This window comes from Jeotgalibacillus sp. R-1-5s-1, from assembly GCF_004405105.1.
GTDB lineage: Bacteria > Bacillota > Bacilli > Bacillales > Jeotgalibacillaceae > Jeotgalibacillus.
Window position 1 is genome coordinate 1 of the sequence record NZ_SORW01000004.1, and the last position, 20,881, is coordinate 20,881.

The window sequence follows — 20,881 nt, forward strand, 5'->3', positions numbered from 1 at the left end:
GATAAGACCTGTCGCTCAGGAGAGACGGCAGGTTTTTTTGTGCGTTTTTTTAGGTGGAAACCGGGTTTGAAAGTGCATGAAGAGCGCCAGGTCGTGGCCGGGATGTTTCTTGAGGTGTGCAGAATGAAGAGTAAAGTGTATCGAATAAACAGGAAAGTATACTGAATAAGAGCAAAAGTATGATGAATGAAGAGGAATGACTTCCAGTTACCCAACTGCATTCAGTGCCCCCGAGCTTTGCCGTTACTGAAGTAAATCCTGTTGAATGTTAAAAACACCATAAACTAAGTTAAATCTGGTATTTTAATAGCAGGGGGTGTTTTTAAGTGAAATCTAAAGGTTTTATAGTGGGTGTTGCATCGTTTGCAGTGATCACTTTGCTGCTTTATTTAGCAGGAGACGTTTTTCAAGTGCCGTTATTAATGTTCCATAACGAATATATGAACAGTACAAATGGACAGATTGTTTCATCAGGGTCATTGATTCCTGTTGTGATCGGCTTATCTTTAAGTGTTCTTATCCAAAGAATTTACATAAACAGATATGCACAAAACCTGGCTGAGTGATAGCCGGGTTTTTCTTTTTGTATTTAAAGATTTTATGTTGTTGCCTAAAGGCATGCAGTGCGCCTTGGAGGTTTGCTGAATGAGGTATAAGTGCACTAAATAATTGGAGATGTATACCGAATGAGAACAAAAGTGTGCTAAATGAACTAGAAAGTGTATCTAATAAGAGCCAGGAGTTGTTAAATACGACAGGATAGTGTTCAAAAATCAACTTAATTTAATTTTAAATAAACGAAATGAAAATTTGTTTGCTTTTATATAAACTATAATATAATATGTTTATTAAATAACAGACAAAAGAAGGATGTGTTTGGTTTTGAGTGAGGAGTTGTTTTGGGCGTCTTCTGTGGAGGAGCTTTCTCTTGGTATGAAGGAATTGGAGGATCGCCATGTTTGTTTAGTATGCGGGGCGTCTTTTGAAAAGGGTGAAGTGTTTCAGATTGAGGGGCGTTTTTATGAGGCGTATCGGGCGGCTGAGAGGCATGTGGAGGATGAGCATGGTTCGATGTTTGATTATTTGATTCAGATGAATAAGAAATTTACCGGGTTGTCTGATCATCAGCGGGAGCTTTTGATGTTTTTCAGGCAGGGACTGAGTGATAAGGAGGCTGCGAAGAGGATTGATGGAAGTCCTTCGACGATTCGGAATCACCGGTTTAAGTTTAAGGAGAAGGAGAAGCAGGCGAAGGTGTTTTTGGCGCTGATGGACTTGTTGAAAAAGGATGATGGGCCTGAGGGGCTTGTGCAGGTACATAGGGGGGCGACGATGGTGGATGAGCGTTATGCGACGACGGAGATTGAGCAGGAGAAAGTGTTGAAGACTTATTTTAAGGATGGGCTTGAGGGTCCGCTTCATCTGTTTCCGAGTAAAGAGAAGAAGAAAATTGTGGTGCTGAAGCATTTGCTGAAAAGATTTGAGGCTGGAAGGTCTTATACGGAGCGTGAGGTGAATGAAGTGTTGAAGGAGGCTTATGCTGACTTTGTAACGCTTCGCCGTTATTTTATTGAGTATGGTTTTATGGACCGGAATCAGGATGGATCGGCTTATTGGGTGAAGCAATGAAGGTAGAGTTGACGAGGTTTCGGGTGAAAAAAGGAAAAACGGCTTTGGTGGATGAGTGGCTTGCGTTTTTAAATGAACAGATGGACGCAGTGCTTGAGACATTGGAGCCGGAGAAGATGTATGTAGAGACGATTTTCCGGGAGACACTGGACGGGGTCGAGTATTTGTACTGGTATTCTGTTCAGGGTGAAGGGGGTCAGGATGTGTCTTCATCAGAGCACTGGCTGGACCGCAAACATCTTGATTATTGGAAGCAGTGTATTGATCCTTTATATAAGCCTGTGGACTTGCAAACCGGGGTGGTAATGATTCCTGAACGTATCCGTCAAAAAATGGTTTAATCCATCCACCTATGGTTCTAAATGGAAAAGGTTGATATAATGGTCAGAACAACAGGAGGAGGGATATCAATGTGGATTTATATTGTGGCCGTACTCGCTGGGCTGGTCGGATTTGGACTTGTGGTAGATAAGAAAAGGGGAACGAAAAAGCGTAAGGACCTGGAGCAGTTTGGGGAGAGTCACCATACTGACGAAAAGGCCGCGCCGTATACGATGGAGAATGATCAGAAGACGTCAGGCTGGGGGTAAGAAGTTTGTAGAAGACTTTCCTTCACGATTCCGAAATGGGCGAATAGGATAAAAAGAATGTGATTATTTTTTATCCGGGGTGTCGATACTGTTCGTATGATACCGCGAAGTGGAGGAAAGCGAATGAGAGTATGTCGTGCTTGTGGCAGAAAGTATAAACGGGGTATACGTCTGTCGTCAAAGTTTGTCTGTGTCTGGTGTGAGCAGTCGCTGATTCAATTAAAGGCGGACGATCAGGATTATGACCGCTGGATGTATTTACTGAAGCCGGAAAGCGGTTCTTATAAGTAGATGACAGGGAACTGATCCTTAAATGGGTCAGTTCTTTTTTTGTGTGAAAAAACAAGTACTTTTCTCAGGGAGGCATCACGCATTTAACGGAACAGGTGATACAATGGAGAAATGAACATGAAAAGGTGAACAGAGATGAATCATTCTAATCAGCCGCTTGTAGAAGCTCTGGCGGCTCATCAAAATAGACATCCGGTGTCGTTTCACGTGCCGGGTCATAAAAATGGATCTGTCGCCGACCAAGCGTTTGGCCAGCTGCTTGGTTGGGATCAGACGGAGCTGACCGGACTGGATGATTTGCATGCACCGGAAGAAGTTATTCGTGATGCGCAGGCACTGTTGTGCGATTATTATCAGTCGAAGCAGAGTTATTTTCTTGTAAATGGCTCGACGGTGGGGAATCTCGCGATGATTCTGGCTTCCTGTCGTGCGGGTGATCGGGTGTTTGTAGCGCGCAATGCTCATAAATCGGTGATGAATGCGTGCAGTCTGGCTCAGGTAAAGCCTGTTTATCTGATGCCTGATGTACATGCTGAGTCTCAGACACCGTCAGGCATTTCGCCGGACCGGTTAAGGCAGGCTGTACAAACGTATCCTGATGTGAAGGTGATCGTGCTGACGTATCCATCTTATTACGGGCATACCGGGCAGATGGCAGAGCTGGTCAAGGTGGCAAAAGAAGCCGGGCTTACCGTACTGGTTGATGAGGCGCACGGTGCTCATTTTTCTCTGCCAGGTTTCCCAGAATCGTCCCTGGCGTTTGGAGCGGATGTGGTTGTGCAGTCGGCTCATAAAACACTGCCTGCAATGACGATGGGTTCGTTTCTTCATGTGAATTCAGAAGTCGTTTCTGTGGCGAAGGTGGAGCGTTATCTCGGGATGCTGCAGTCGAGCAGCCCGTCTTATCCAATTATGGCATCACTGGATATGGCGAGAAGCTATGTAGCAACTTATTCAGAGAAGGATGCGGCGCATTTTCACGAGGTGAGGTCTGCTTTTATTGAAAGGCTGAGGCAAATCACGGATGTGAGTGTGATTGAAGCGGAGGATCCGTTAAAGCTGATGATCCGGGTGGCGGGTCTGGATGGTTATAGGCTTCAGAAAAGATATGAGGCACACGGCATTTTTTCAGAGCTGGCGGATCCGCTGCAGGTGTTATGGATGCTGCCTTTATTAAAGGAAGGACAGCTTTATGAGGCGGAGCTTGATCGAGCTGTTGAAGCGCTGAAAAATATCACGGCTGAAAAAATGGATGGGCCTGCGGTTAAGCAGCTGGTTCTGGAGGAAGAGCCTTTTTTCGAGCCGGCGTTTACGATAGATGAAGCGGTGGATCTTGCTGTAGAAATGGTGGATCTTGATCACGTTACGGGAAGGCTTGCTGCAGAGTCTGTTATTCCGTATCCGCCAGGCATTCCGTTTATATTGCCGGGGGAGCGGATGACTGGGCGAAAAGTGCAGCAGCTGCGTGATATCGTTCAATCAGAGATGAGGTTCCAGGGTGGTGCCTTTTTAATAGAAGGAAAACTGAAGGTTGTACAGGAGGATAACGATGAGTAAAGGACGTTTTATTACGGTGGAAGGACCGGAGGGGGCAGGAAAAACCACGGTCGTTGCCGAAATGAAAAAGCAGCTGGAGTCAGAAGGCTTTGATGTGTTATTAACACGGGAGCCTGGCGGCATTGACATTGCGGAGAAAATCAGGGGGATTATTTTAAATCCTGATCACACCACGATGGATGGTCGCACGGAAGCATTGCTTTATGCAGCAGCGAGACGACAGCATTTAGTGGAGCGTGTGAAGCCTGCGCTTGAGGCGGGGAAAGTCGTGTTATGCGACCGGTTTATTGACAGCTCGCTTGCTTATCAAGGGCATGCGAGAGGGCTTGGCATTGATGAGGTGTGGAAGATCAATGAGTTTGCGATTGAGTCGATGATGCCGGATGCGACGCTTTATTTTGATTTGAGCCCGGAAGAAGGGATGAAGAGGATCGCGGCTAATAAGGGGCGTGAGGTGAATCGTCTTGATCTTGAAGGAATGGCGTTTCATGAGAAGGTGTATGAGGGCTATCAACTGATAAAAGCACGTTTTCCTGAGAGAATCAAAACGGTTGATGCATCGGGGACGGTTGAGACTGTGACGTCTGATGCGCTTCACATCGTTCATGCGTTACTTAAGGACTGATGATTATTTTCTTCTTTTTGGAATGCTTTCGTAATCATTTCGTATTATTGGTATAATAAAGACAGAACTATTTTTAGATAGACCAAATGTCCGTTGACCAGGTGTAAATCTGCCGCGGTAAGATAAAAATATGATTAAAAAGGAAGAGGGTGGAATGGATGAAACTAGTTGTCGCTGTCGTACAGGATCAGGACAGTAATCGTTTATCAACTGCATTAATGAAGAATAATTTCCGCGCTACAAAGCTTGCGAGTACGGGAGGCTTTTTGAAGTCAGGGAATACAACATTTATGATTGGTACAGAGGATGCGAGAGTGGATAAGGCGCTTGAGGTGATTAATGAGAGCTGCCGTTCACGGGAGCAGATGGTTGCACCTGTATCGCCGATGGGCGGAAATGCGGATTCTTACATTCCTTATCCGGTTGAAGTTGAAGTTGGCGGAGCCACGGTTTTCGTGCTGCCGATTGAACAGTTTCACCAATTCTAATCAGACGGAGTGAGTCGATCACATGAAAATTAATCAGGATCTGCGTGTGGGAGCGAACCGTCTTCAAAATGGCCCCCAGGCCCAGCCGAACAGCCAGCTGAAGTTTGGTGACCTGGTTCAGAAACAGGACCAGAAGCTCCAGACAGATCAGCTTGCGAGGCTGATGGGGGATGTGACAGCAGCCGGTGATCGCCTGGCACGCTCACGTAATTTTAAAGATCTCGCCAAATTTAAAATGCTCGTAAAGCGTTTTGTAAAGGAAACCGTTGAATATGGCATGAATTTAAAGCAGTCCCATTCATGGAATGAATTCGGTGAGGGCCGTAAGCTGCGTCTCGTGGAAACGATTGATGAAAAACTGGCAACCCTGACTGAGAGTGTCATGAAAAGTGAAAAGGATTCGATCGATGTACTTGATCAGATCGGCGAAATCAAGGGTCTGCTGATTAACTTATATACGTAAAAATGAGGGATTTACATGGCTGAATCGTGGGATGATTTACAAAAACGGCAGCCGCTTGCTGCAAAAATGCTGATGAACAGCCTGCAGAAAAACCGTGTGGCGCATGCCTATCTTTTTGAAGGCGTGCGCGGCACGGGAAAGAAGGAAATGGCATTATTTTTAGCGAAGGGATTGTTTTGCCGGCAGCCGGTTGAAGGCGTTCCGTGTATGGAATGTGATCAGTGTCACCGGATTGCCCAGGGGAATCACCCGGATGTTCATGTCATTGAGCCGGATGGCTTATCGATTAAAAAGGAACAGATCCGGCTGCTTCAGGAGGAGTTCAGTAAAACAGGGATGGAATCCAGACGGAAAACGTATATCGTGAACAGTGCGGATAAGATGACGGTTCAGGCCGCCAATTCCCTGCTGAAATTTCTTGAGGAGCCGCATCCGTCCACGACTGCGATTTTACTGACAGAGCAGATGCATCAGATGCTTCCGACGATTTTGTCCAGGTGTCAGCACGTTGGATTTAAACCGCTGACTCCTGTTTTCTTTAAGGAAAAGCTGGTGGAAGAAGGCGTTCATCCGACTCTGGCCTCCGTCTTGTCCAAACTGACGAATCAGGTGGAGGAAGCGGTTGAGCTGAGTACGGATGAGTGGTTTGTACAAGCCCGAAAAATCATGTTAAAATTATACGAAGTGCAAAAGACGGATCCCTTTGAAGCCATGACACGGGTTCAAAGTGATTATCTGCCGCATTTTAAAGAGAAATCACAAATTGATCAGTCGCTCGATTTGTTTCTTCTTATATATAAAGACCTCCTCTATATCCAGACGGAAAAGCTTGACCACCTTTCTTATCCGGACTGGCTTGATACGTTTCGTACAGATGCACTCCAAACGTCAGCGCGTCAATTATCCGACCAGCTGGCTGTCCTGTTAGAGGCCAAACGACAATTGCAACAGAATATGAATACACAGCTGCTTATGGAGCAGCTGATGCTTAAATTGCAGGGGGGATCTGCACTTGTATGAGGTAGTTGGTGTCCGCTTTAACAAAGCGGGTAAAATATATTATTTCGACCCGAATCAGCTGAACGTCACGGTTGATGATTACGTGATCGTCGAGACGGTCCGCGGGGTCGAATACGGTAAAATTGTTACTGATGTCAAGGAAGTGGACAAGAATGATGTGGTCCTGCCGCTGAAAAAGATTGTCCGTCTTGCTGATCAGAAGGATCGCCTCTCTGTTCAGGAGAATAAAGAAGAAGCCATGCATGCTTATGAGGTTTGCTCAAGCAAAATCAGTGAGCATGATTTAGATATGAAGCTGGTGGATGTGGAATACACATTTGACCGCAATAAAGTGATTTTCTATTTTACCGCGGATGGACGGGTGGATTTCCGGAACCTTGTTAAGGATCTGGCATCTGTGTTCAGAACACGGATTGAGCTTCGGCAGATTGGTGTGCGCGATGAGGCGAAAATGCTTGGCGGGATTGGTCCATGTGGCCGTATGCTTTGCTGTTCAACGTTTCTCGGTGATTTTGAGCCGGTATCGATCAAGATGGCCAAGGACCAGAATCTGTCGCTGAATCCTGCGAAGATTTCCGGACTGTGCGGCCGTCTGATGTGCTGTCTGAAATATGAGAATGACGAATATGAAGCAGCAAAAGAGGAAATGCCGGACCTTGGTTCCTTTGTTCAGACACCTGAGGGACGAGGAAAAGTCGTGGGGCTGAACATGCTTGAACGCGTTCTTCAGGTTGAAATGAAGGAGCAGGACCGTACGCTTGAGTACACGCTTGAAGAAATTATGAATCAGGATGTTGCATCAATTCAAGCCACAGAGTAATGAGGTGGAGTTCGTGGATAAGAAGGAGTTCTTTGATTCAGTCGCCAATATGGAACAGCAGATTGGTCAATTGTATCAGCAGCTTGGCGAATTAAAGCACAATCTTGCTGATATGATGGAAGAGAATCATTCACTGCAGATTGAAAATGAGCATCTGCGCAGAAGGCTGGAACAGCTGGGGAACTCACAGGAGCCTGCCGCCGGCAACAAACGTGGCGGCAAAGGAAAAGCGGCGGAAGCTGACAGCCAGAGCACAGACATAGGAGAAGGATACGACAACCTTGCCCGTCTTTATCACGAAGGCTTTCACATATGTAATATTCATTTTGGAAGCCCGCGTAAAGATGAAGATTGCCTGTTTTGCCTGTCCTTTTTAACGAAAAAATAACGAACATAAAAAGGCTGGCGTTGCGCAGTCCGGATGGTGATGCCGTCCGGCTTGTGTCATGTCAGGCTTTTTTTCATGATTGTGAGAGGAGAAAAAAGCATGAACTTAATAGGTGATGAGCGGCTGGACTATCTGCTGGCAGAAAACTTAAGAATTATTCAAAGTCCAACCGTTTTCTCCTTTTCATTAGATGCGGTGCTGCTTGCACGGTTCGTCGCTGTCCCGATTCAAAAAGGGAGCCTGATTGACCTTTGCTCAGGCAACGGTGTGATCCCGCTTTTACTGAGCCGCCGGACAAAAGGGACGATTACCGGGGTTGAAATACAGGAGCGGCTTGCTGATATGGCTCAGCGCAGCTTTGACTACAATGAATTATCAGATCGTCTGCGGATGATTCAGGAGGATCTGAATGTGGTAACGCCACAGCTCGGTCATGCGAGACATGATGTGGTGACCTGTAACCCCCCGTATTTTTTAACGCCTGGAAAAGAAGAGCTGAATGAAAATGATCATCTGACGATTGCCCGTCATGAAATCATGTGTACCCTTGAAGATACCGTGCGTGTCAGCAGTGAATTGCTGAAGCAGGGAGGGAAGGCTGCGTTTGTTCACCGTCCAGGCCGCTTGTTAGATCTGATTACATTGATGCGTCAGTACCGTCTGGAGCCGAAGCGGATTCAATTCGTCTACCCGAAAGAGGGAAGGGAAGCGAATACGATTTTAGTGGAGGCAGCAAAGGATGGAAAAGCAGACGTGAAAATTTTGCCTCCATTATATGTGTATGATGAAAATAATGAATACACACCTGACATGAAGGAGATTTTATATGGAAAGAGAGACTGACCATTATTTTTATGTCCTTTATTGCCGGGATGGTTCTTACTACGGCGGTTATACGATTGATCTTGACCGGCGGCTTGAGCAGCATAATGCAGGGACCGCCTCAAAATATACGAGAACGAGAAGGCCGGTTGAAATGATTCATCATGAAGTGTTTTCGACAAAACGGGAAGCAATGCAGGCTGAATATGCGTTTAAAAAACAGACGCGGCGCCAAAAAGACCGTTATTTAGAAGAGAGGAGGGAATGTCATGCTTCAAACTCAGCAAAGCTTTCATCAACCTGACGCAGGAAGGTTATATCTCGTTCCGACTCCAATTGGAAATCTCGAGGATATGACATTCAGAGCGGTCAGAATCTTACAGGAAGCTGACATCATTGCGGCAGAGGATACCCGCAATACAATGAAGCTGTGTAATCACTTTGAGATTTCGACAAAGCTTGTCAGTTACCATGAACATAATAAAGAAGAAAGTGGGCGCAAGCTGATCCAGCAGCTGCTTGAAGGGAAGCAGGTCGCACTTGTCAGCGATGCCGGAACACCCTGTATTTCAGATCCGGGGTATGAGCTTGTAAAGCTTTGTCTCGCTGAAGGGATTAACGTGGTGCCCTTGCCGGGAGCTAATGCGGCCGTCACTGCACTGATCGCCTCGGGACTCGTTCCGCAGCCGTTTTACTATTACGGGTTTCTCCCAAGACAGAAAAAAGAGAAGCGGGAAGAGCTCGTATTCTTATCAACGATGCCGGCTTCCTTCATTATATATGAATCACCGCACCGTCTGAAGGATACGCTGAAAGAACTAAAAGAAGCGGTAGGGCCGGAGAGGCAAATGGTGATCTCACGTGAGCTGACAAAAAGGTTCGAGGAATTTATCCGCGGTTCGGTGGAAGAGTGCCTGACGTGGGCAGGTGAAACGGAGCTTCGCGGAGAATTTTGTCTCGTCATTGAAGGCGGTTCAAAAGAGGAATGGCAGCAGGAAGAAGGCGTCTGGTGGTCAGAGCTTTCATTGAGCGAGCATGTGGAGCATTATATGCAGGAAAAATCAATGACATCAAAAGCGGCCATTAAAGAAACAGCCAAGGATCGCGGATTGCCAAAGCGCGATGTGTATCAGGATTATCATGTTGATCATTAAAGAAAACAGCTCTTTCGGGGGCTGTTTTTATTTTCGTGTGGCTGGTTGTTGTGCGGGAGGCGATGGGAATTGTTATGTTACCAGCCATTTTTGAATCGATTCACTATTTAATTGTATTGTTCAAAAAATGTAATGTACTGTTTCACATATTTATTGTTCTGTAATGCTATTGAAGCACTGGAATTGTTATACTCATCAGGTAGATTGTACGGATTCAACAGTCAGTTTGTATCGTTCTAACAATCTTTTGTATTGTTCCGCGTGGTTTGACTTAATGCATGTACCTGCAACCCGCATCGAGGCCGCAAAAAAAAGCTGCTCCTCACCGGAACAGCTCAAATGTTACTTATTGATTAAGCACCTTGAAGGTTGCTTTGGATTTCCTTGATTAGCATCTCAGCGCCTTCTTTGCTGAGTACCAGCTTACCGCCAGCAAGCTTCAGGTTGTCATCAGACACCTCACCAGTGATTTGGCAAGTCATGCTTGGCTTGTATTTCTTAAGGATGATTTTTTCGTCATCCACATAAATTTCAAGAGCATCCTTTTCAGCGATGCCCAGTGTGCGGCGAAGCTCGATTGGAATAACCACACGGCCTAATTCGTCTACCTTACGTACAATCCCAGTTGATTTCATATTAAAAATCCCCTCTCAAAATGTTTTTTTATTTTTTTCGTCATTATTCGACAAATTTCTCTCTGTTTTTATATCATACCAACTCTTCCCATATCAGTCAATACATATTTCTTTCCAATAACACATTTTTTTATACATTGAAAAACACTGTTCTGATAGGGTTTTAGAAGACTTGAAAACATTTCCTTCTACATTTATCACTATATCATGTAATTAATGGGAGTGTAAATAAAAAAGATTTGATTTCGAACTATTGGCTGATTCGACAAATTCTTTCGACATACGTATTCGATTCGACAAAAATGGGGATGACTTCCTAGAGAAGACATGTCTAAATGTCGAAAATCACAGAGCAGACCAGCGCTGGTTGCATTGCCCCCCCTTTTTACGGTATATTTTTTAGCAGGTAAATACGCGCCGGATGTGACTTTTCGGCGATGTACGAGGAGGATTTTACAGTGAGTCAGTCAAACGATACGTTCTATATTACAACGCCGATTTACTACCCGAGTGGAAAGCTTCATATCGGGCATGCCTATACGACAGTGGCAGGAGACGCGATGGCACGATATAAGCGTCTGCGTGGTTTTGATGTCATGTATTTAACAGGTACGGATGAGCACGGCCAGAAAATTCAGGAGAAGGCATTGGAAAAAGGGGTTTCTCCGCAGGAATACGTAGATGAAATTGTAGAAGGAATCCAGGATCTGTGGAAGACGATGGAGATTTCCTATGATGATTTTATCCGGACAACAGAAGAGCGCCATAAAAGCGTTGTCGAAAAGATCTTTAAGCAGCTTTATGATCAGGGAGATATCTACCTGGGAGAATATGAAGGCTGGTATTCGATTCCGGATGAAACGTTCTATACAGAAACGCAGCTTGAAGATAAAGAATTCGATCAGGATGGAAAAGTCATTGGCGGTAAAAGTCCGGACAGTGGACATCCGGTTCAAAAGGTACGGGAAGAATCATATTTCTTCCGTATGAGCAAATATGCAGACCGTCTGGTGAAGTATTATGAAGAAAATCCGGCATTTATTCAGCCGGAATCCCGCAAAAATGAAATGCTGAACAACTTTATTAAGCCGGGACTTGAGGATTTGGCGGTTTCCCGTACGACATTTGATTGGGGCGTTAAGGTTCCTGGTGATCCGAAGCACGTTGTCTACGTATGGATTGATGCGTTGTCGAATTACATTACTGCTCTTGGCTACGGAACAGATCAGGATGAGCGCTTCCGTCAGTTCTGGCCGGCTAATGTGCATTTGATGAGTAAGGAGATTGTCCGTTTCCATACGATTTACTGGCCGATCATGCTGATGGCGCTTGATCTTCCGCTGCCAAAGCAGGTCTTTGCGCACGGCTGGCTATTAATGAAGGACGGCAAGATGTCCAAGTCTAAAGGGAACGTAGTGGATCCGGTGACGCTGATCGATCGTTACGGACTTGATTCACTCCGTTATTACCTGCTGCGTGAAGTTCCGTTCGGTTCAGACGGTATTTTCACGCCTGAGGGCTTCGTTGAGCGCGTGAACTTTGATCTGGCAAATGATCTTGGAAATCTGTTAAACCGTACAGTGGCGATGATTAATAAATACTTCGACGGTGAGATTCCGGTTTATAACGGGTCTGAAGGTGAATTCGACCAGCAGCTGCTCGCTTTAAATGAAGAAACCGTTAAAAAGTTTGAAGAGTCGATGGAAAACATGGAGTTCTCTATCGCCCTTTCTACTGTATGGCAGCTGATCAGCCGTGCAAACAAATATATCGATGAAACACAGCCGTGGGTACTCGCGAAGGATGAGGCGCAAAAAGGTGAGCTTGGCAATGTGATGAGCCATCTGGCTGAAACGCTTCGCCGTATCGCCGTGCTGCTGCAGCCATTTATGACGCAGACACCTGGATGTATTCTTGATCAGCTTCAGGTTGACCGCGAGGCATTCCTAAAGTGGGAAAGCCTGAGTGACTTTGGTGTTATTCCTGCCGGCACAAAGGTTGTATCAAAAGGGGAGCCGATCTTCCCTCGTCTGGATGTGGAAGAAGAAGTTGCTTACATTAAAGAAAAGATGGCTGGTTCAGCCCCGGCACCTGAAAAAGAGCCGGAGGTTGTTGAGCTTGAAGAAGAGATCACCATTGACGATTTTATGAAGGTAGATCTCCGTGTTGCGACAGTTACAGGCTGTGAACCGGTTAAGAAAACAGACAAACTTTTAAAGCTTCAGCTTGATTTAGGCTTCGAAAAGCGTCAAGTTGTCTCCGGAATTGCGAAATTTTACACGCCGGATGAGCTAATTGGAAAAAAAGTAGTGTGTGTCACAAACTTAAAGCCGGTTAAATTGCGCGGTGAATTGTCTGAAGGCATGATATTGGCTGGAGAGAAGGATGGAGTACTTGCATTAGCTGAAGTCGCACAAACATTGGAAAATGGAGCGCGAGTGAAGTAATTGCAGGCTTTTATAATAGAAGGAGAGGGGACTGAATAGGTCTTCTCTTCTTTTATTATGTGGGAATAAATGTTTGTTTCAATTGTGTAACAAAAAGATAACACGTTTTACTTTGTGAAAAATGACTGGAAAATAATTTGAATTTGAGAGAACATCGCATCGATTTACCTAAAAATGACGTCCTATTCATTTGGTTATATTAAAATAGTTTTATTTAAAGGGTTTTTATTGGTTTAATAAGGATTTAAAAGGAAAACTACTTGAATCTCAATATTATTTCTTATATTAAAAATAAAACATTCATAATACATTATGTAACGATTTAACACAGTAAAGATTAATTTGTTAAACGATTGTTACATTTCTGTGATGTATGTCATCTGTTTTTTTAATACACTAATCTTGCTGTAAAAGGAGAGGAAACGAATGTTATTCGATACACATGTTCATTTAAACGCAGATCAGTTTGAGGAAGACCTTGATGAGGTGATCGAACGCGCAAAAGAAAATGACGTGGAATGGATGACGGTCGTTGGCTTCGACCGGAAAACAATCAAGAAGGCAATGGAGCTTGCTGAAGCGCATGAATTCATTTATGCAGCGGTTGGCTGGCATCCGGTGGACGCCATTGATATGACAGATGAAGACCTGAAATGGATCGAAGAGCTCGCTGCTCATCCAAAGGTCGTGGCAATCGGTGAAATGGGCCTTGATTATCACTGGGATAAATCCCCGCACGATATTCAAAAAGAGGTCTTCCGAAAGCAGATTCGTCTGGCGAAAAAAGTAAAGCTTCCAATTGTCATTCATAACCGGGACGCTACACAGGATGTAGTGGATATTCTCCGGGAAGAGCATGCAGAGGAAGTAGGAGGGATCATGCACTGCTACAGCGGCAGCGTTGAAATTGCCAAACAGTGTGTGGATCTGAACTTTATGATTTCTCTTGGAGGTCCTGTCACCTTTAAGAATGCAAAAAAACCGAAGGAAGTAGCGGCAGAAATTGATCTCGACCACCTGTTAATTGAGACAGATGCTCCGTTTCTTGCACCACATCCTTACCGGGGAAAACGCAACGAACCTGCCTACGTCAAACTCGTAGCAGAACAAATTGCGGAAATAAAAGGATTATCGTACGAAGAAGTTGGAAAACGTACGACAGAAAACGCGAAAAAATTATTTCAGCTGTAAGCCACGGAACTTAAAAATACACGGGTGATCCGGAAGAATTAGCAAAAAGACATGCGACACCATCTTAGCTCTTTCACCAGGATAAAGCGGTCTGATTGTCGATTAAAAAACCTTTTCACGAACGAACTGCCTGTGCATAATGGGACATATCTCACCTGCGCAGAGAGGAAATTCATAGTTTCAAAGGTTGACAATCTATCTCTAAAGTCTTTATAATCACTCAACGTAAAGGAGGAGTTTTTCATGCAATCAGAAAAGAACATGAAAAACCTGTTTCCAAAGTCTATGAGTAAGAGGAATTGGGTCTATAGTTTACTTAGCCTGACAGTATTTGTCCTGGTTATTGGATTTCTGTTTCAGGAAGGTATGAAGAAAACTGTAACCCTGTCTCTAAATGGCGAAGAGCAATTGGTGCGCACGAATGCGGACACCGTCAAAGATATATTTACAGAACTAGGTATTGAACTAAACTCAGAGGACTATGTACACCCCTCGGAAGATGCATCCATTTATCACGATATGAATGTAGCCTACCGGGCGGCGAAACAGGTGTCATTTGATTTAGGTGGGGAAACCCAGCAAATCATGACAAGCGCAGAAACAGTTGGAGAATTTCTGCGAAGAGAAAAAGTGGAGATCAGTGACCTGGATGAGCTGTCACATGACTTAAGCCAGCAGATTGAGGAAGATATGACAATCTCATTAGACAAAGCTTTCGCATGGACACTTGTCGACGGAACGACACAAGAAGAGGCATGGTCCACTTCGATCACCGTCGCTGACTTTTTAAGCCAGAATAATATTAAGCTGGATCAAGATGATCGGGTTGAGCCTTCAACAGACACTATGCTGACGGAGGGCGCTACTGTTAAGATCGTCCGTGTTGATAAGGTCACCGATGTGGTGGAAGAACCAAAAGACTTTACCGTTGAAACCAAAGAAGATGCAGATCTGGCTGAAGGAACGGAAGAAGTTGTGCAGGAAGGCGAAAAAGGCCTGATTGCCAAGACCTATGAAGTCGTGATGGAGAACGGAAAAGAAATCTCCCGCAAATTAAAAGAAGAAAAAACCGTCAAAGAGAGCATTAACGAAATCGTCTCAGTCGGTACGAAAAAGCCCGTAGTCGCAAGCGTTCCACGTGAAACACCTGTACATACGGCAAGTGCAGCATCTTCAACTCCTGTGCAAACGACAGCTGTTTCAACAAGCGCGCCATCAGGACGCGAGATCATGATGTCGTCAACAGCCTATACCGCTTCTTGCGCAGGCTGCTCAGGAATCACAGCAACAGGCATTAACTTAAAAGCGAATCCAGGTATGAAGGTCATTGCAGTAGACCCTTCTGTTATTCCTTTAGGTTCAAAAGTATACGTTGAAGGCTACGGCTATGCTGTTGCCGGCGATACTGGCGGTGCCATCCATGGCAATAAGATCGACGTCTTTATTCCAACGAAATCCGCTGCCTACGCATGGGGAAATCGCACGGTTAAAGTAACCGTATTGCCATAATTGAACTCTCAGGGGAGGTGTATAGCCTCCTCTTTTTTGTGTTTAGTTGTAAAACCGGGCATGGGCCATCCTTCGCTTTCCATTGTCTAGCTGCGGCGACTAGCCCCTCGAAGTTATAAGTCAAAGATGTTTGACGCGGATCATACTTAATTAACCTTGTTAGCTGCTCCTCGTCATCTTGTCGTCATTTCAAAAATGTAGTTTATAAACAATATCATAGGGCTGGGGGACATCCGTAGACTCCTATGGCGGAAAGGGACAGGTGAAACCGATGTGCGAAGCACAGCGGGTTCACCGCCCGGCCATGGAAAGCGGAGGATGTCCCCCAGCCCGGTTTCTAGATTGAAGGGTAAAGATAAAAAAGTGGCCCATGCCTGGCTTTAATACACCATCAAACGCATAAACAAAACCGGAGGACCGATCACAAAAGATACTCCTGTCAAAAGAATTATGCGCTCGCATACAATTTCCGCTATAATAGGGCAAAGATACAGTTATACGGAGGAATCAATGAAATTAAAAGAAGTCATTGTTGTTGAAGGCAGAGACGATACAACGGCTGTTAAAAGGGCTGTTGACGCTGATACGATCGAAACAAACGGGTCAGCTGTCTCTAAAAGTACTCTTGAAAAAATACGTCATGCGCAGGAAAAACGGGGCGTTATTATTTTAACGGATCCGGATTATCCGGGTCAGCGAATCCGCCAGATTGTTCAGGACGCGGTTCCCGGTTGCCGGCATGCGTTTATAGAAAAGCAGGATGCGTTGCGTAAAAAGGGAAGAGGTCTCGGCGTGGAGCATGCTGCACCTGAAGTAATCCGTCAGGCATTGAAGGATGCTCATGTGATGACGGAAACCCCTGTGGAGGTCATCACAAAAGAGGATCTTGTCACAGCGGGTCTGATTGGCGGCCCTAAAGCCAAAGCGCGCAGGGAAAAGCTTGGTGCTGCTTTAAAAATCGGTTATGTAAATGGTAAACAGCTTTATAACCGTCTGATGATCTTTCAAATTTCAAAAGAGGAATTTGCCACTGCACTGACGTGTATTTTACAGGAGGAAGAACATGAATAAAGATATTGCAACACCGATACGTACAAAAGAAATTATGAATAAATACGGCTTTTCATTTAAAAAGAGTCTTGGTCAGAATTTTTTAATCGACCCTAATATCCTCCATAATATTGTCAGCCATGCGGAGTTGACAAAGGAAGATGGCGCGATTGAAATTGGACCGGGAATTGGTGCGCTGACAGAGCATCTGGCCCGCGCGGCTAAAAAGGTGACGGCTTTTGAAATTGATCAGCGTCTGTTACCGATTCTCGCTGATACCCTTTCTCCATACGACAACGTGAATATCCTTCATTCAGATGTGTTGAAGGCAGATGTGAATCAGGTGATTGAAGAGCAGTTTCAGGATGTTAAGAACCTCATGGTGGTAGCGAATCTTCCTTATTATGTGACGACTCCTATCATTTTAAAGCTTCTAACGGAACGCCTGCCAATCAAGGGGATGGTCGTGATGCTTCAAAAAGAGGTGGCTGACCGGATTGCGGCGAAACCAGGAACGAAAAATTACGGTTCGCTTTCGATTGCGATACAGTACTATACAGAAGCATCGACTGTGATGATTGTGCCAAAAACGGTCTTTATCCCGCAGCCAAATGTGGATTCTGCTGTGATCAAGTTAGTGAAGCGTGATAAGCCGCCGGTCGATGTAATCAGTGAAGATTTCTTTTTCACGATCACGCGAGCTTCATTTGCCCAGCGCCGTAAGACGATTATCAATAATTTGACGAGTCAGCTGCCTGAAGGCAAGGCGAAAAAAGAAGCGATCATCGCAGCGCTCGAGCGTGCCGAGATTGATCCCGGGCGACGTGGAGAAAGCTTGTCGATCCCTGATTTTGCGCGTCTAGCCAATGAGCTGTATCAAGTCTTTCACTAATCATTATAAGCGTAACCATGGTTCTTTTTGAGCCATGGTTTTTTTATATCGATGCACGGAATCAAAACAATCGGCACAGTCACCCATGTCGTTGCATATGATACAGAATGACTGGTGAGGAGAGGGGCTGGGTGATGGACTGGGTCAGTCAGGCGGTCGGACGGCGTTCATATGGATGCGATATTGTATTTGAGGTCATGTCAACAGAAGATCGTGATGGTGTTACATTTGCCTGGTTAGTTGGAAGAGATGTCCGCCTCATAGCTGACGCCCCTTTAGACGATCTGGAATTAATGTCTGAAAGGCAGCTTGAAGAAGTGGATGAACAGCTGCGTCTAAAGAAGAAATCCTTACAGCCTGCAGAATCGTCCGGTAAAAGAGAGGATGAAGATGCCCGAACCTTTCATCTCCCCGGACGTGTCCTGCACTTGGATGGGGATGAACGATACTTAAAGAAGTGTATGAAGGCGTATACGGAGCTTCAGGTGCCTCATATCGGCATTCATTGTGCCGAAAAAGAGATGGCTGAATGTGTGAAGGAGCTTTTAAATCAATACCAGCCTCAAATTCTGGTGCTGACCGGGCACGACGCTTATTTAAGCGGACAGGGGGATAAAAATGATCTTTCAGCCTATCGTCATTCCACTGCTTTTGTAAAAGCGGTTCAGGAAGCAAGAAGAAAAATGCCCAACCTGGATCAGCTTGTTATTTTTGCAGGAGCCTGTCAGTCTCATTTTGAGTCACTCATTCATGCAGGAGCAAATTTTGCCAGCTCACCTCTCAGGGTGAACATTCATGCGCTGGATCCTGCTTATGCAGCGGGAAGAATCAGTTATACGCCGTTTAAGGACTCCTTTTCCATCCGGGATCTGCTGCCCTACACGCTGGCCAGTGATGAAGGAATTGGAGGAATTGAGACACGCGGGGTGCTGAGAACGGGGATGCCATATCGAGCAGAAATCTATACAAAAACAGGAAACGACACATAAAAGAGCATTTTGGCGAAATAAAAATATTGACATGGTCATAAAATACTTGTTATTATATATATTTTGTTTGACTAAATCACTAAGATTTGGTACAATAATGTCAGTGAGGTGGAAGCGGAATGCCAAAAACGTTAGCTGATATTAAGAAGTCACTTGATTTAAATCTTGGAAAACGTCTATTGTTAAAAGCCAATGGTGGAAGACGCAAGACAATTGAGCGTTCAGGAGTCTTAACTGAAACGTATCCTTCTATTTTCATTATTGAACTGGATCAGGATGAGAACTCTTTTGAGCGGGTATCGTACAGCTACACCGATGTACTGACAGAAGCAGTTGAATTAACCTTCATCGAAGAGGGAACAGAAACAATCAGCGTAAGCTAATCAGCATCATCGATTAGCGCGCATTATCGTAAACGGGCGGTCTGCCTGAATCATTGTTAGTCAGTGATTCAGGCAGACCGCCTTATTTGTATGCCTCGATCTTCCATACATATCATCAGTCATTTGCCGCAGACTAAACAGGCATACCTTAAAAGGAGGATGACTGAAATGGGCAGAAGAAGAAGCGTCATGTCTGATCAGCTCAAAGAAGAAATCGCCAAGGAACTCGGCATTTATGACACGGTCCAGCAGGAAGGCTGGGGCGGTATTAAATCACGGGATGCAGGAAACATGGTGAAGCAGGCCATCCAAATGGCAGAACGCCAGCTTGAACAAAATCAACACGGCAGAAGCTAAACCAACTTTTTCAGGCTATGCAGCGCCCGGCTCTTTTTGAGCCGGGCGTTACTTTTTAGGGGTGTTCGCAGGATATGGATAATTTTTCATGGAGATCACAAGCGCAGCGTCTATCCAAATGCCTTTAGGTACCTAAGGGCATTAAGAGCCCCCGTGCTTCGCCGGGATTTTTTGTGAGAGTGGTTAAATAAAGGCTGAGAGTGGTCAAATAACGGTCGAAAAAGTGGTCAAATCAGTGCAAAGTTGCTAAATGCGGTGTTTCCCTCATTGATCTTCGTCGAGTCCGGTCCAGTTTGTGCGTCCCTAAACGCCTGCTTCCACTTTTCTTGATGTCCAGTTGCAGCTCACAGAGGCTAGTGCGCTTCCCTCAGCTCATTTCGATAAGTCAACATCGGATCGCTGCGCTCTCCGTGTTTCCTTTATCTTAATCGCTTCAGTCCACCGCATACGCCTCTAAACGTTCGCTTCCACTTTTCTTGATGTCCAGTTCCAGCAGGCAGGGACTAGCAAACTTCCCGTCCTCTCGTTCGATAAGTCAACATCAGCTCACTGCGTTCGCTGTGTTTCCTTTATCTTCGTCAAGACCGGTCCAGTTTGTACGTCCCTAAACGCCTGCTTCCACTTTTCTTCTTTTATGCTACAATAATTTCAATGACTTGAGGGAAGATTGAGGTGTGGGTTATTTATGATGATGGTGAAAGCACCGGCGAAGATTAATTTGTCGCTTGATGTGCTGCATAAGAGGCCGGATGGGTTTCATGAGGTGGAGATGGTGATGACCACTGTGGATCTGGCTGATCGGATTGAGTTGCATGAAGTCAAGGGGACCAGAATTCAGATTGTTTCGCATGACCGTTTCGTGCCGAGTGATCAGCGGAATCTGGCGTATAAGGCGGCTGAAAAGCTGCAGAAGAAGTATCAGGTGAATAAAGGTGTCGAGATTACGATCCATAAGCAGATTCCCGTTGCGGCTGGTCTTGCGGGTGGCAGCAGTGATGCAGCCGCTACGTTAAAAGGATTAAATAAGCTGTGGGATCTTGGACTGTCGGCTGATGAGCTGGCTGAGGTTGGCACGGAGATCGGTTCTGACGTTGCGTTTTGTATTTATGGAGGAACAGCGCTTGCGACGGGGCGTGGTGAGAAGATTGAAGAGCTTCCGGCACCGCCGAAATGTTGGGTGGTTTTAGCGAAGCCGTCTATTGGTGTTTCGACAGCGGATATTTATCAGAATCTGAAGCTTGATAAGGCCGATCATCCGGATACGAAGGCGATGGTTCAGGCGATTCATGACCAGGATTATGATGGTATTTGCCAAAACCTCGGCAATGCACTCGAATCAGTGACGTTAAATCTGTATCCGGAGGTCCGGCAGATTAAGGAGCAGATGCATCGTTTTGGTGCGGATGCGGTGTTGATGAGCGGGAGCGGTCCAACAGTGTTTGGACTCGTTCAGTATGAGTCGAAGGTGCCCCGTGTTGTAAATGGCCTGCGTGGATTTTGTGACCAGGTGTTTGCCGTCCGCATTTTAGGTGCGCGGGATCCCCTTGCTTAAAGACGGATAATGATGATATAGTTACAATA

The 20,881-nt window shown here is 45.4% G+C and carries 25 protein-coding genes; 24 read left to right on the forward strand and 1 reads right to left on the reverse strand.

What is annotated here, in order from left to right:
• Positions 1 to 326: 326 nt before the first annotated feature.
• From E2491_RS02940 to rsmI, 15 genes are all read left to right on the forward strand, one after another.
• Positions 327 to 566: a hypothetical protein gene (locus tag E2491_RS02940; RefSeq protein WP_134372427.1), complete on the forward strand. Its 240-nt coding sequence runs from the start codon at positions 327 to 329 to the stop codon at positions 564 to 566.
• Positions 567 to 870: 304 nt separating this feature from the next.
• Positions 871 to 1,629 carry a DUF2087 domain-containing protein gene (locus tag E2491_RS02945; RefSeq protein WP_371414448.1) on the forward strand — a complete coding sequence of 253 codons (759 nt, stop codon included), beginning with the start codon at positions 871 to 873 and terminating at the stop codon, positions 1,627 to 1,629.
• Positions 1,626 to 1,970 (forward strand): DUF6176 family protein, encoded by a 345-nt coding sequence (locus tag E2491_RS02950; RefSeq protein ID WP_134372576.1) that lies wholly within the window; start codon positions 1,626 to 1,628, stop codon positions 1,968 to 1,970. Before E2491_RS02945 ends, E2491_RS02950 begins: the two co-directional genes overlap by 4 nt.
• 69 nt (positions 1,971 to 2,039) lie before the next feature.
• Positions 2,040 to 2,219: a hypothetical protein gene (locus tag E2491_RS02955; RefSeq protein WP_134372431.1), complete on the forward strand. Its 180-nt coding sequence runs from the start codon at positions 2,040 to 2,042 to the stop codon at positions 2,217 to 2,219.
• Positions 2,220 to 2,342: 123 nt separating this feature from the next.
• Complete coding sequence (locus tag E2491_RS02960) at positions 2,343 to 2,510, forward strand: sigma factor G inhibitor Gin (RefSeq protein WP_166805773.1); 168 nt, start codon at positions 2,343 to 2,345, stop codon at positions 2,508 to 2,510.
• A 135-nt stretch (positions 2,511 to 2,645) separates the two neighbouring features.
• Entirely contained in the window at positions 2,646 to 4,067 is a 1,422-nt protein-coding gene (locus E2491_RS02965; protein ID WP_134372437.1) for an aminotransferase class I/II-fold pyridoxal phosphate-dependent enzyme, read from the forward strand.
• Positions 4,060 to 4,692: a dTMP kinase gene (tmk, locus tag E2491_RS02970; RefSeq protein ID WP_134372440.1), complete on the forward strand. Its 633-nt coding sequence runs from the start codon at positions 4,060 to 4,062 to the stop codon at positions 4,690 to 4,692. The genes E2491_RS02965 and tmk overlap by 8 nt, the downstream gene beginning before the upstream one ends.
• 158 nt (positions 4,693 to 4,850) lie before the next feature.
• Positions 4,851 to 5,180 (forward strand): cyclic-di-AMP receptor, encoded by a 330-nt coding sequence (locus E2491_RS02975; RefSeq protein ID WP_134372443.1) that lies wholly within the window; start codon positions 4,851 to 4,853, stop codon positions 5,178 to 5,180.
• A gap of 22 nt (positions 5,181 to 5,202) precedes the next feature.
• On the forward strand, positions 5,203 to 5,643 hold the full coding sequence (locus E2491_RS02980) for a YaaR family protein (RefSeq protein ID WP_134372446.1): 441 nt from the start codon (positions 5,203 to 5,205) through the stop codon (positions 5,641 to 5,643).
• A gap of 15 nt (positions 5,644 to 5,658) precedes the next feature.
• Positions 5,659 to 6,663 carry a DNA polymerase III subunit delta' gene (gene holB, locus E2491_RS02985; protein WP_134372449.1) on the forward strand — a complete coding sequence of 335 codons (1,005 nt, stop codon included), beginning with the start codon at positions 5,659 to 5,661 and terminating at the stop codon, positions 6,661 to 6,663.
• Positions 6,656 to 7,483, forward strand: coding sequence for a PSP1 domain-containing protein (locus tag E2491_RS02990; protein WP_134372452.1), 828 nt, complete (start codon positions 6,656 to 6,658; stop codon positions 7,481 to 7,483). The genes holB and E2491_RS02990 overlap by 8 nt, the downstream gene beginning before the upstream one ends.
• 13 nt (positions 7,484 to 7,496) lie before the next feature.
• Positions 7,497 to 7,871, forward strand: coding sequence for a DNA replication initiation control protein YabA (gene yabA, locus E2491_RS02995; protein ID WP_134372455.1), 375 nt, complete (start codon positions 7,497 to 7,499; stop codon positions 7,869 to 7,871).
• Positions 7,872 to 7,970: 99 nt separating this feature from the next.
• Complete coding sequence (locus E2491_RS03000) at positions 7,971 to 8,714, forward strand: tRNA1(Val) (adenine(37)-N6)-methyltransferase (protein ID WP_134372458.1); 744 nt, start codon at positions 7,971 to 7,973, stop codon at positions 8,712 to 8,714.
• Positions 8,698 to 8,997, forward strand: a complete 300-nt coding sequence (locus tag E2491_RS03005) for a GIY-YIG nuclease family protein (RefSeq protein ID WP_134372461.1) — start codon at positions 8,698 to 8,700, stop codon at positions 8,995 to 8,997. Before E2491_RS03000 ends, E2491_RS03005 begins: the two co-directional genes overlap by 17 nt.
• Positions 8,963 to 9,847 (forward strand): 16S rRNA (cytidine(1402)-2'-O)-methyltransferase, encoded by an 885-nt coding sequence (rsmI, locus tag E2491_RS03010; RefSeq protein ID WP_134372464.1) that lies wholly within the window; start codon positions 8,963 to 8,965, stop codon positions 9,845 to 9,847. The genes E2491_RS03005 and rsmI overlap by 35 nt, the downstream gene beginning before the upstream one ends.
• Positions 9,848 to 10,200: 353 nt before the next feature.
• On the opposite strand, the gene E2491_RS03015 is transcribed toward rsmI, so the two are convergent.
• Entirely contained in the window at positions 10,201 to 10,482 is a 282-nt protein-coding gene (locus tag E2491_RS03015; protein WP_134372467.1) for a transition state genes transcriptional regulator AbrB, read from the reverse strand.
• Between the two features lie 458 nt (positions 10,483 to 10,940).
• Here E2491_RS03015 and metG point away from each other — a divergent pair, with 458 nt between their 5' ends.
• The 9 genes from metG to ispE all read left to right on the forward strand — a co-directional run bounded on the left by metG (position 10,941) and on the right by ispE (position 20,852).
• Positions 10,941 to 12,929 (forward strand): methionine--tRNA ligase, encoded by a 1,989-nt coding sequence (gene metG / locus E2491_RS03020; protein WP_244093862.1) that lies wholly within the window; start codon positions 10,941 to 10,943, stop codon positions 12,927 to 12,929.
• Between the two features lie 426 nt (positions 12,930 to 13,355).
• Positions 13,356 to 14,120 carry a TatD family hydrolase gene (locus E2491_RS03025; protein WP_134372473.1) on the forward strand — a complete coding sequence of 255 codons (765 nt, stop codon included), beginning with the start codon at positions 13,356 to 13,358 and terminating at the stop codon, positions 14,118 to 14,120.
• A gap of 243 nt (positions 14,121 to 14,363) precedes the next feature.
• Positions 14,364 to 15,629, forward strand: coding sequence for a resuscitation-promoting factor (locus E2491_RS03030; RefSeq protein WP_244093863.1), 1,266 nt, complete (start codon positions 14,364 to 14,366; stop codon positions 15,627 to 15,629).
• A 510-nt stretch (positions 15,630 to 16,139) separates the two neighbouring features.
• Positions 16,140 to 16,700, forward strand: coding sequence for a ribonuclease M5 (rnmV, locus tag E2491_RS03035; RefSeq protein ID WP_134372476.1), 561 nt, complete (start codon positions 16,140 to 16,142; stop codon positions 16,698 to 16,700).
• Entirely contained in the window at positions 16,693 to 17,571 is an 879-nt protein-coding gene (gene rsmA, locus E2491_RS03040) for a 16S rRNA (adenine(1518)-N(6)/adenine(1519)-N(6))-dimethyltransferase RsmA (protein ID WP_134372479.1), read from the forward strand. The genes rnmV and rsmA overlap by 8 nt, the downstream gene beginning before the upstream one ends.
• A 134-nt stretch (positions 17,572 to 17,705) precedes the next feature.
• Positions 17,706 to 18,560: a sporulation peptidase YabG gene (yabG, locus tag E2491_RS03045; RefSeq protein WP_134372582.1), complete on the forward strand. Its 855-nt coding sequence runs from the start codon at positions 17,706 to 17,708 to the stop codon at positions 18,558 to 18,560.
• Between the two features lie 119 nt (positions 18,561 to 18,679).
• On the forward strand, positions 18,680 to 18,943 hold the full coding sequence (veg, locus tag E2491_RS03050) for a biofilm formation stimulator Veg (protein WP_134372482.1): 264 nt from the start codon (positions 18,680 to 18,682) through the stop codon (positions 18,941 to 18,943).
• 168 nt (positions 18,944 to 19,111) lie between these two features.
• The gene (locus E2491_RS03055; RefSeq protein ID WP_134372485.1) at positions 19,112 to 19,300 is read left to right on the forward strand and encodes a small, acid-soluble spore protein, alpha/beta type; all 189 of its coding nucleotides are present in this window, start codon (positions 19,112 to 19,114) and stop codon (positions 19,298 to 19,300) included.
• A gap of 685 nt (positions 19,301 to 19,985) precedes the next feature.
• Positions 19,986 to 20,852, forward strand: coding sequence for a 4-(cytidine 5'-diphospho)-2-C-methyl-D-erythritol kinase (gene ispE, locus E2491_RS03060; protein ID WP_244093864.1), 867 nt, complete (start codon positions 19,986 to 19,988; stop codon positions 20,850 to 20,852).
• Positions 20,853 to 20,881 lie beyond the last annotated feature (29 nt).

Excerpts from the sequence above, each read along its gene's own strand:
- E2491_RS02945 (WP_371414448.1), top strand. The coding sequence starts at position 871 with ATGTGTTTGGTTTTGAGTGAGGAGTTGTTTTGGGCGTCTTCTGTGGAG.
- E2491_RS02950 (WP_134372576.1), top strand. The coding sequence starts at position 1,626 with ATGAAGGTAGAGTTGACGAGGTTTCGGGTGAAAAAAGGAAAAACGGCT.
- E2491_RS02955 (WP_134372431.1), top strand. The coding sequence starts at position 2,040 with ATGTGGATTTATATTGTGGCCGTACTCGCTGGGCTGGTCGGATTTGGA.
- E2491_RS02960 (WP_166805773.1), top strand. The coding sequence starts at position 2,343 with ATGAGAGTATGTCGTGCTTGTGGCAGAAAGTATAAACGGGGTATACGT.
- E2491_RS02965 (WP_134372437.1), top strand. The coding sequence starts at position 2,646 with ATGAATCATTCTAATCAGCCGCTTGTAGAAGCTCTGGCGGCTCATCAA.
- tmk (WP_134372440.1), top strand. The coding sequence starts at position 4,060 with ATGAGTAAAGGACGTTTTATTACGGTGGAAGGACCGGAGGGGGCAGGA.
- E2491_RS02975 (WP_134372443.1), top strand. The coding sequence starts at position 4,851 with ATGAAACTAGTTGTCGCTGTCGTACAGGATCAGGACAGTAATCGTTTA.
- E2491_RS02980 (WP_134372446.1), top strand. The coding sequence starts at position 5,203 with ATGAAAATTAATCAGGATCTGCGTGTGGGAGCGAACCGTCTTCAAAAT.
- holB (WP_134372449.1), top strand. The coding sequence starts at position 5,659 with ATGGCTGAATCGTGGGATGATTTACAAAAACGGCAGCCGCTTGCTGCA.
- E2491_RS03000 (WP_134372458.1), top strand. The coding sequence starts at position 7,971 with ATGAACTTAATAGGTGATGAGCGGCTGGACTATCTGCTGGCAGAAAAC.
- E2491_RS03005 (WP_134372461.1), top strand. The coding sequence starts at position 8,698 with ATGGAAAGAGAGACTGACCATTATTTTTATGTCCTTTATTGCCGGGAT.
- rsmI (WP_134372464.1), top strand. The coding sequence starts at position 8,963 with ATGCTTCAAACTCAGCAAAGCTTTCATCAACCTGACGCAGGAAGGTTA.
- E2491_RS03015 (WP_134372467.1), bottom strand. The coding sequence starts at position 10,482 with ATGAAATCAACTGGGATTGTACGTAAGGTAGACGAATTAGGCCGTGTG.
- E2491_RS03025 (WP_134372473.1), top strand. The coding sequence starts at position 13,356 with ATGTTATTCGATACACATGTTCATTTAAACGCAGATCAGTTTGAGGAA.
- E2491_RS03030 (WP_244093863.1), top strand. The coding sequence starts at position 14,364 with ATGCAATCAGAAAAGAACATGAAAAACCTGTTTCCAAAGTCTATGAGT.
- rnmV (WP_134372476.1), top strand. The coding sequence starts at position 16,140 with ATGAAATTAAAAGAAGTCATTGTTGTTGAAGGCAGAGACGATACAACG.
- rsmA (WP_134372479.1), top strand. The coding sequence starts at position 16,693 with ATGAATAAAGATATTGCAACACCGATACGTACAAAAGAAATTATGAAT.
- yabG (WP_134372582.1), top strand. The coding sequence starts at position 17,706 with ATGGACTGGGTCAGTCAGGCGGTCGGACGGCGTTCATATGGATGCGAT.
- veg (WP_134372482.1), top strand. The coding sequence starts at position 18,680 with ATGCCAAAAACGTTAGCTGATATTAAGAAGTCACTTGATTTAAATCTT.
- E2491_RS03055 (WP_134372485.1), top strand. The coding sequence starts at position 19,112 with ATGGGCAGAAGAAGAAGCGTCATGTCTGATCAGCTCAAAGAAGAAATC.
- ispE (WP_244093864.1), top strand. The coding sequence starts at position 19,986 with ATGATGATGGTGAAAGCACCGGCGAAGATTAATTTGTCGCTTGATGTG.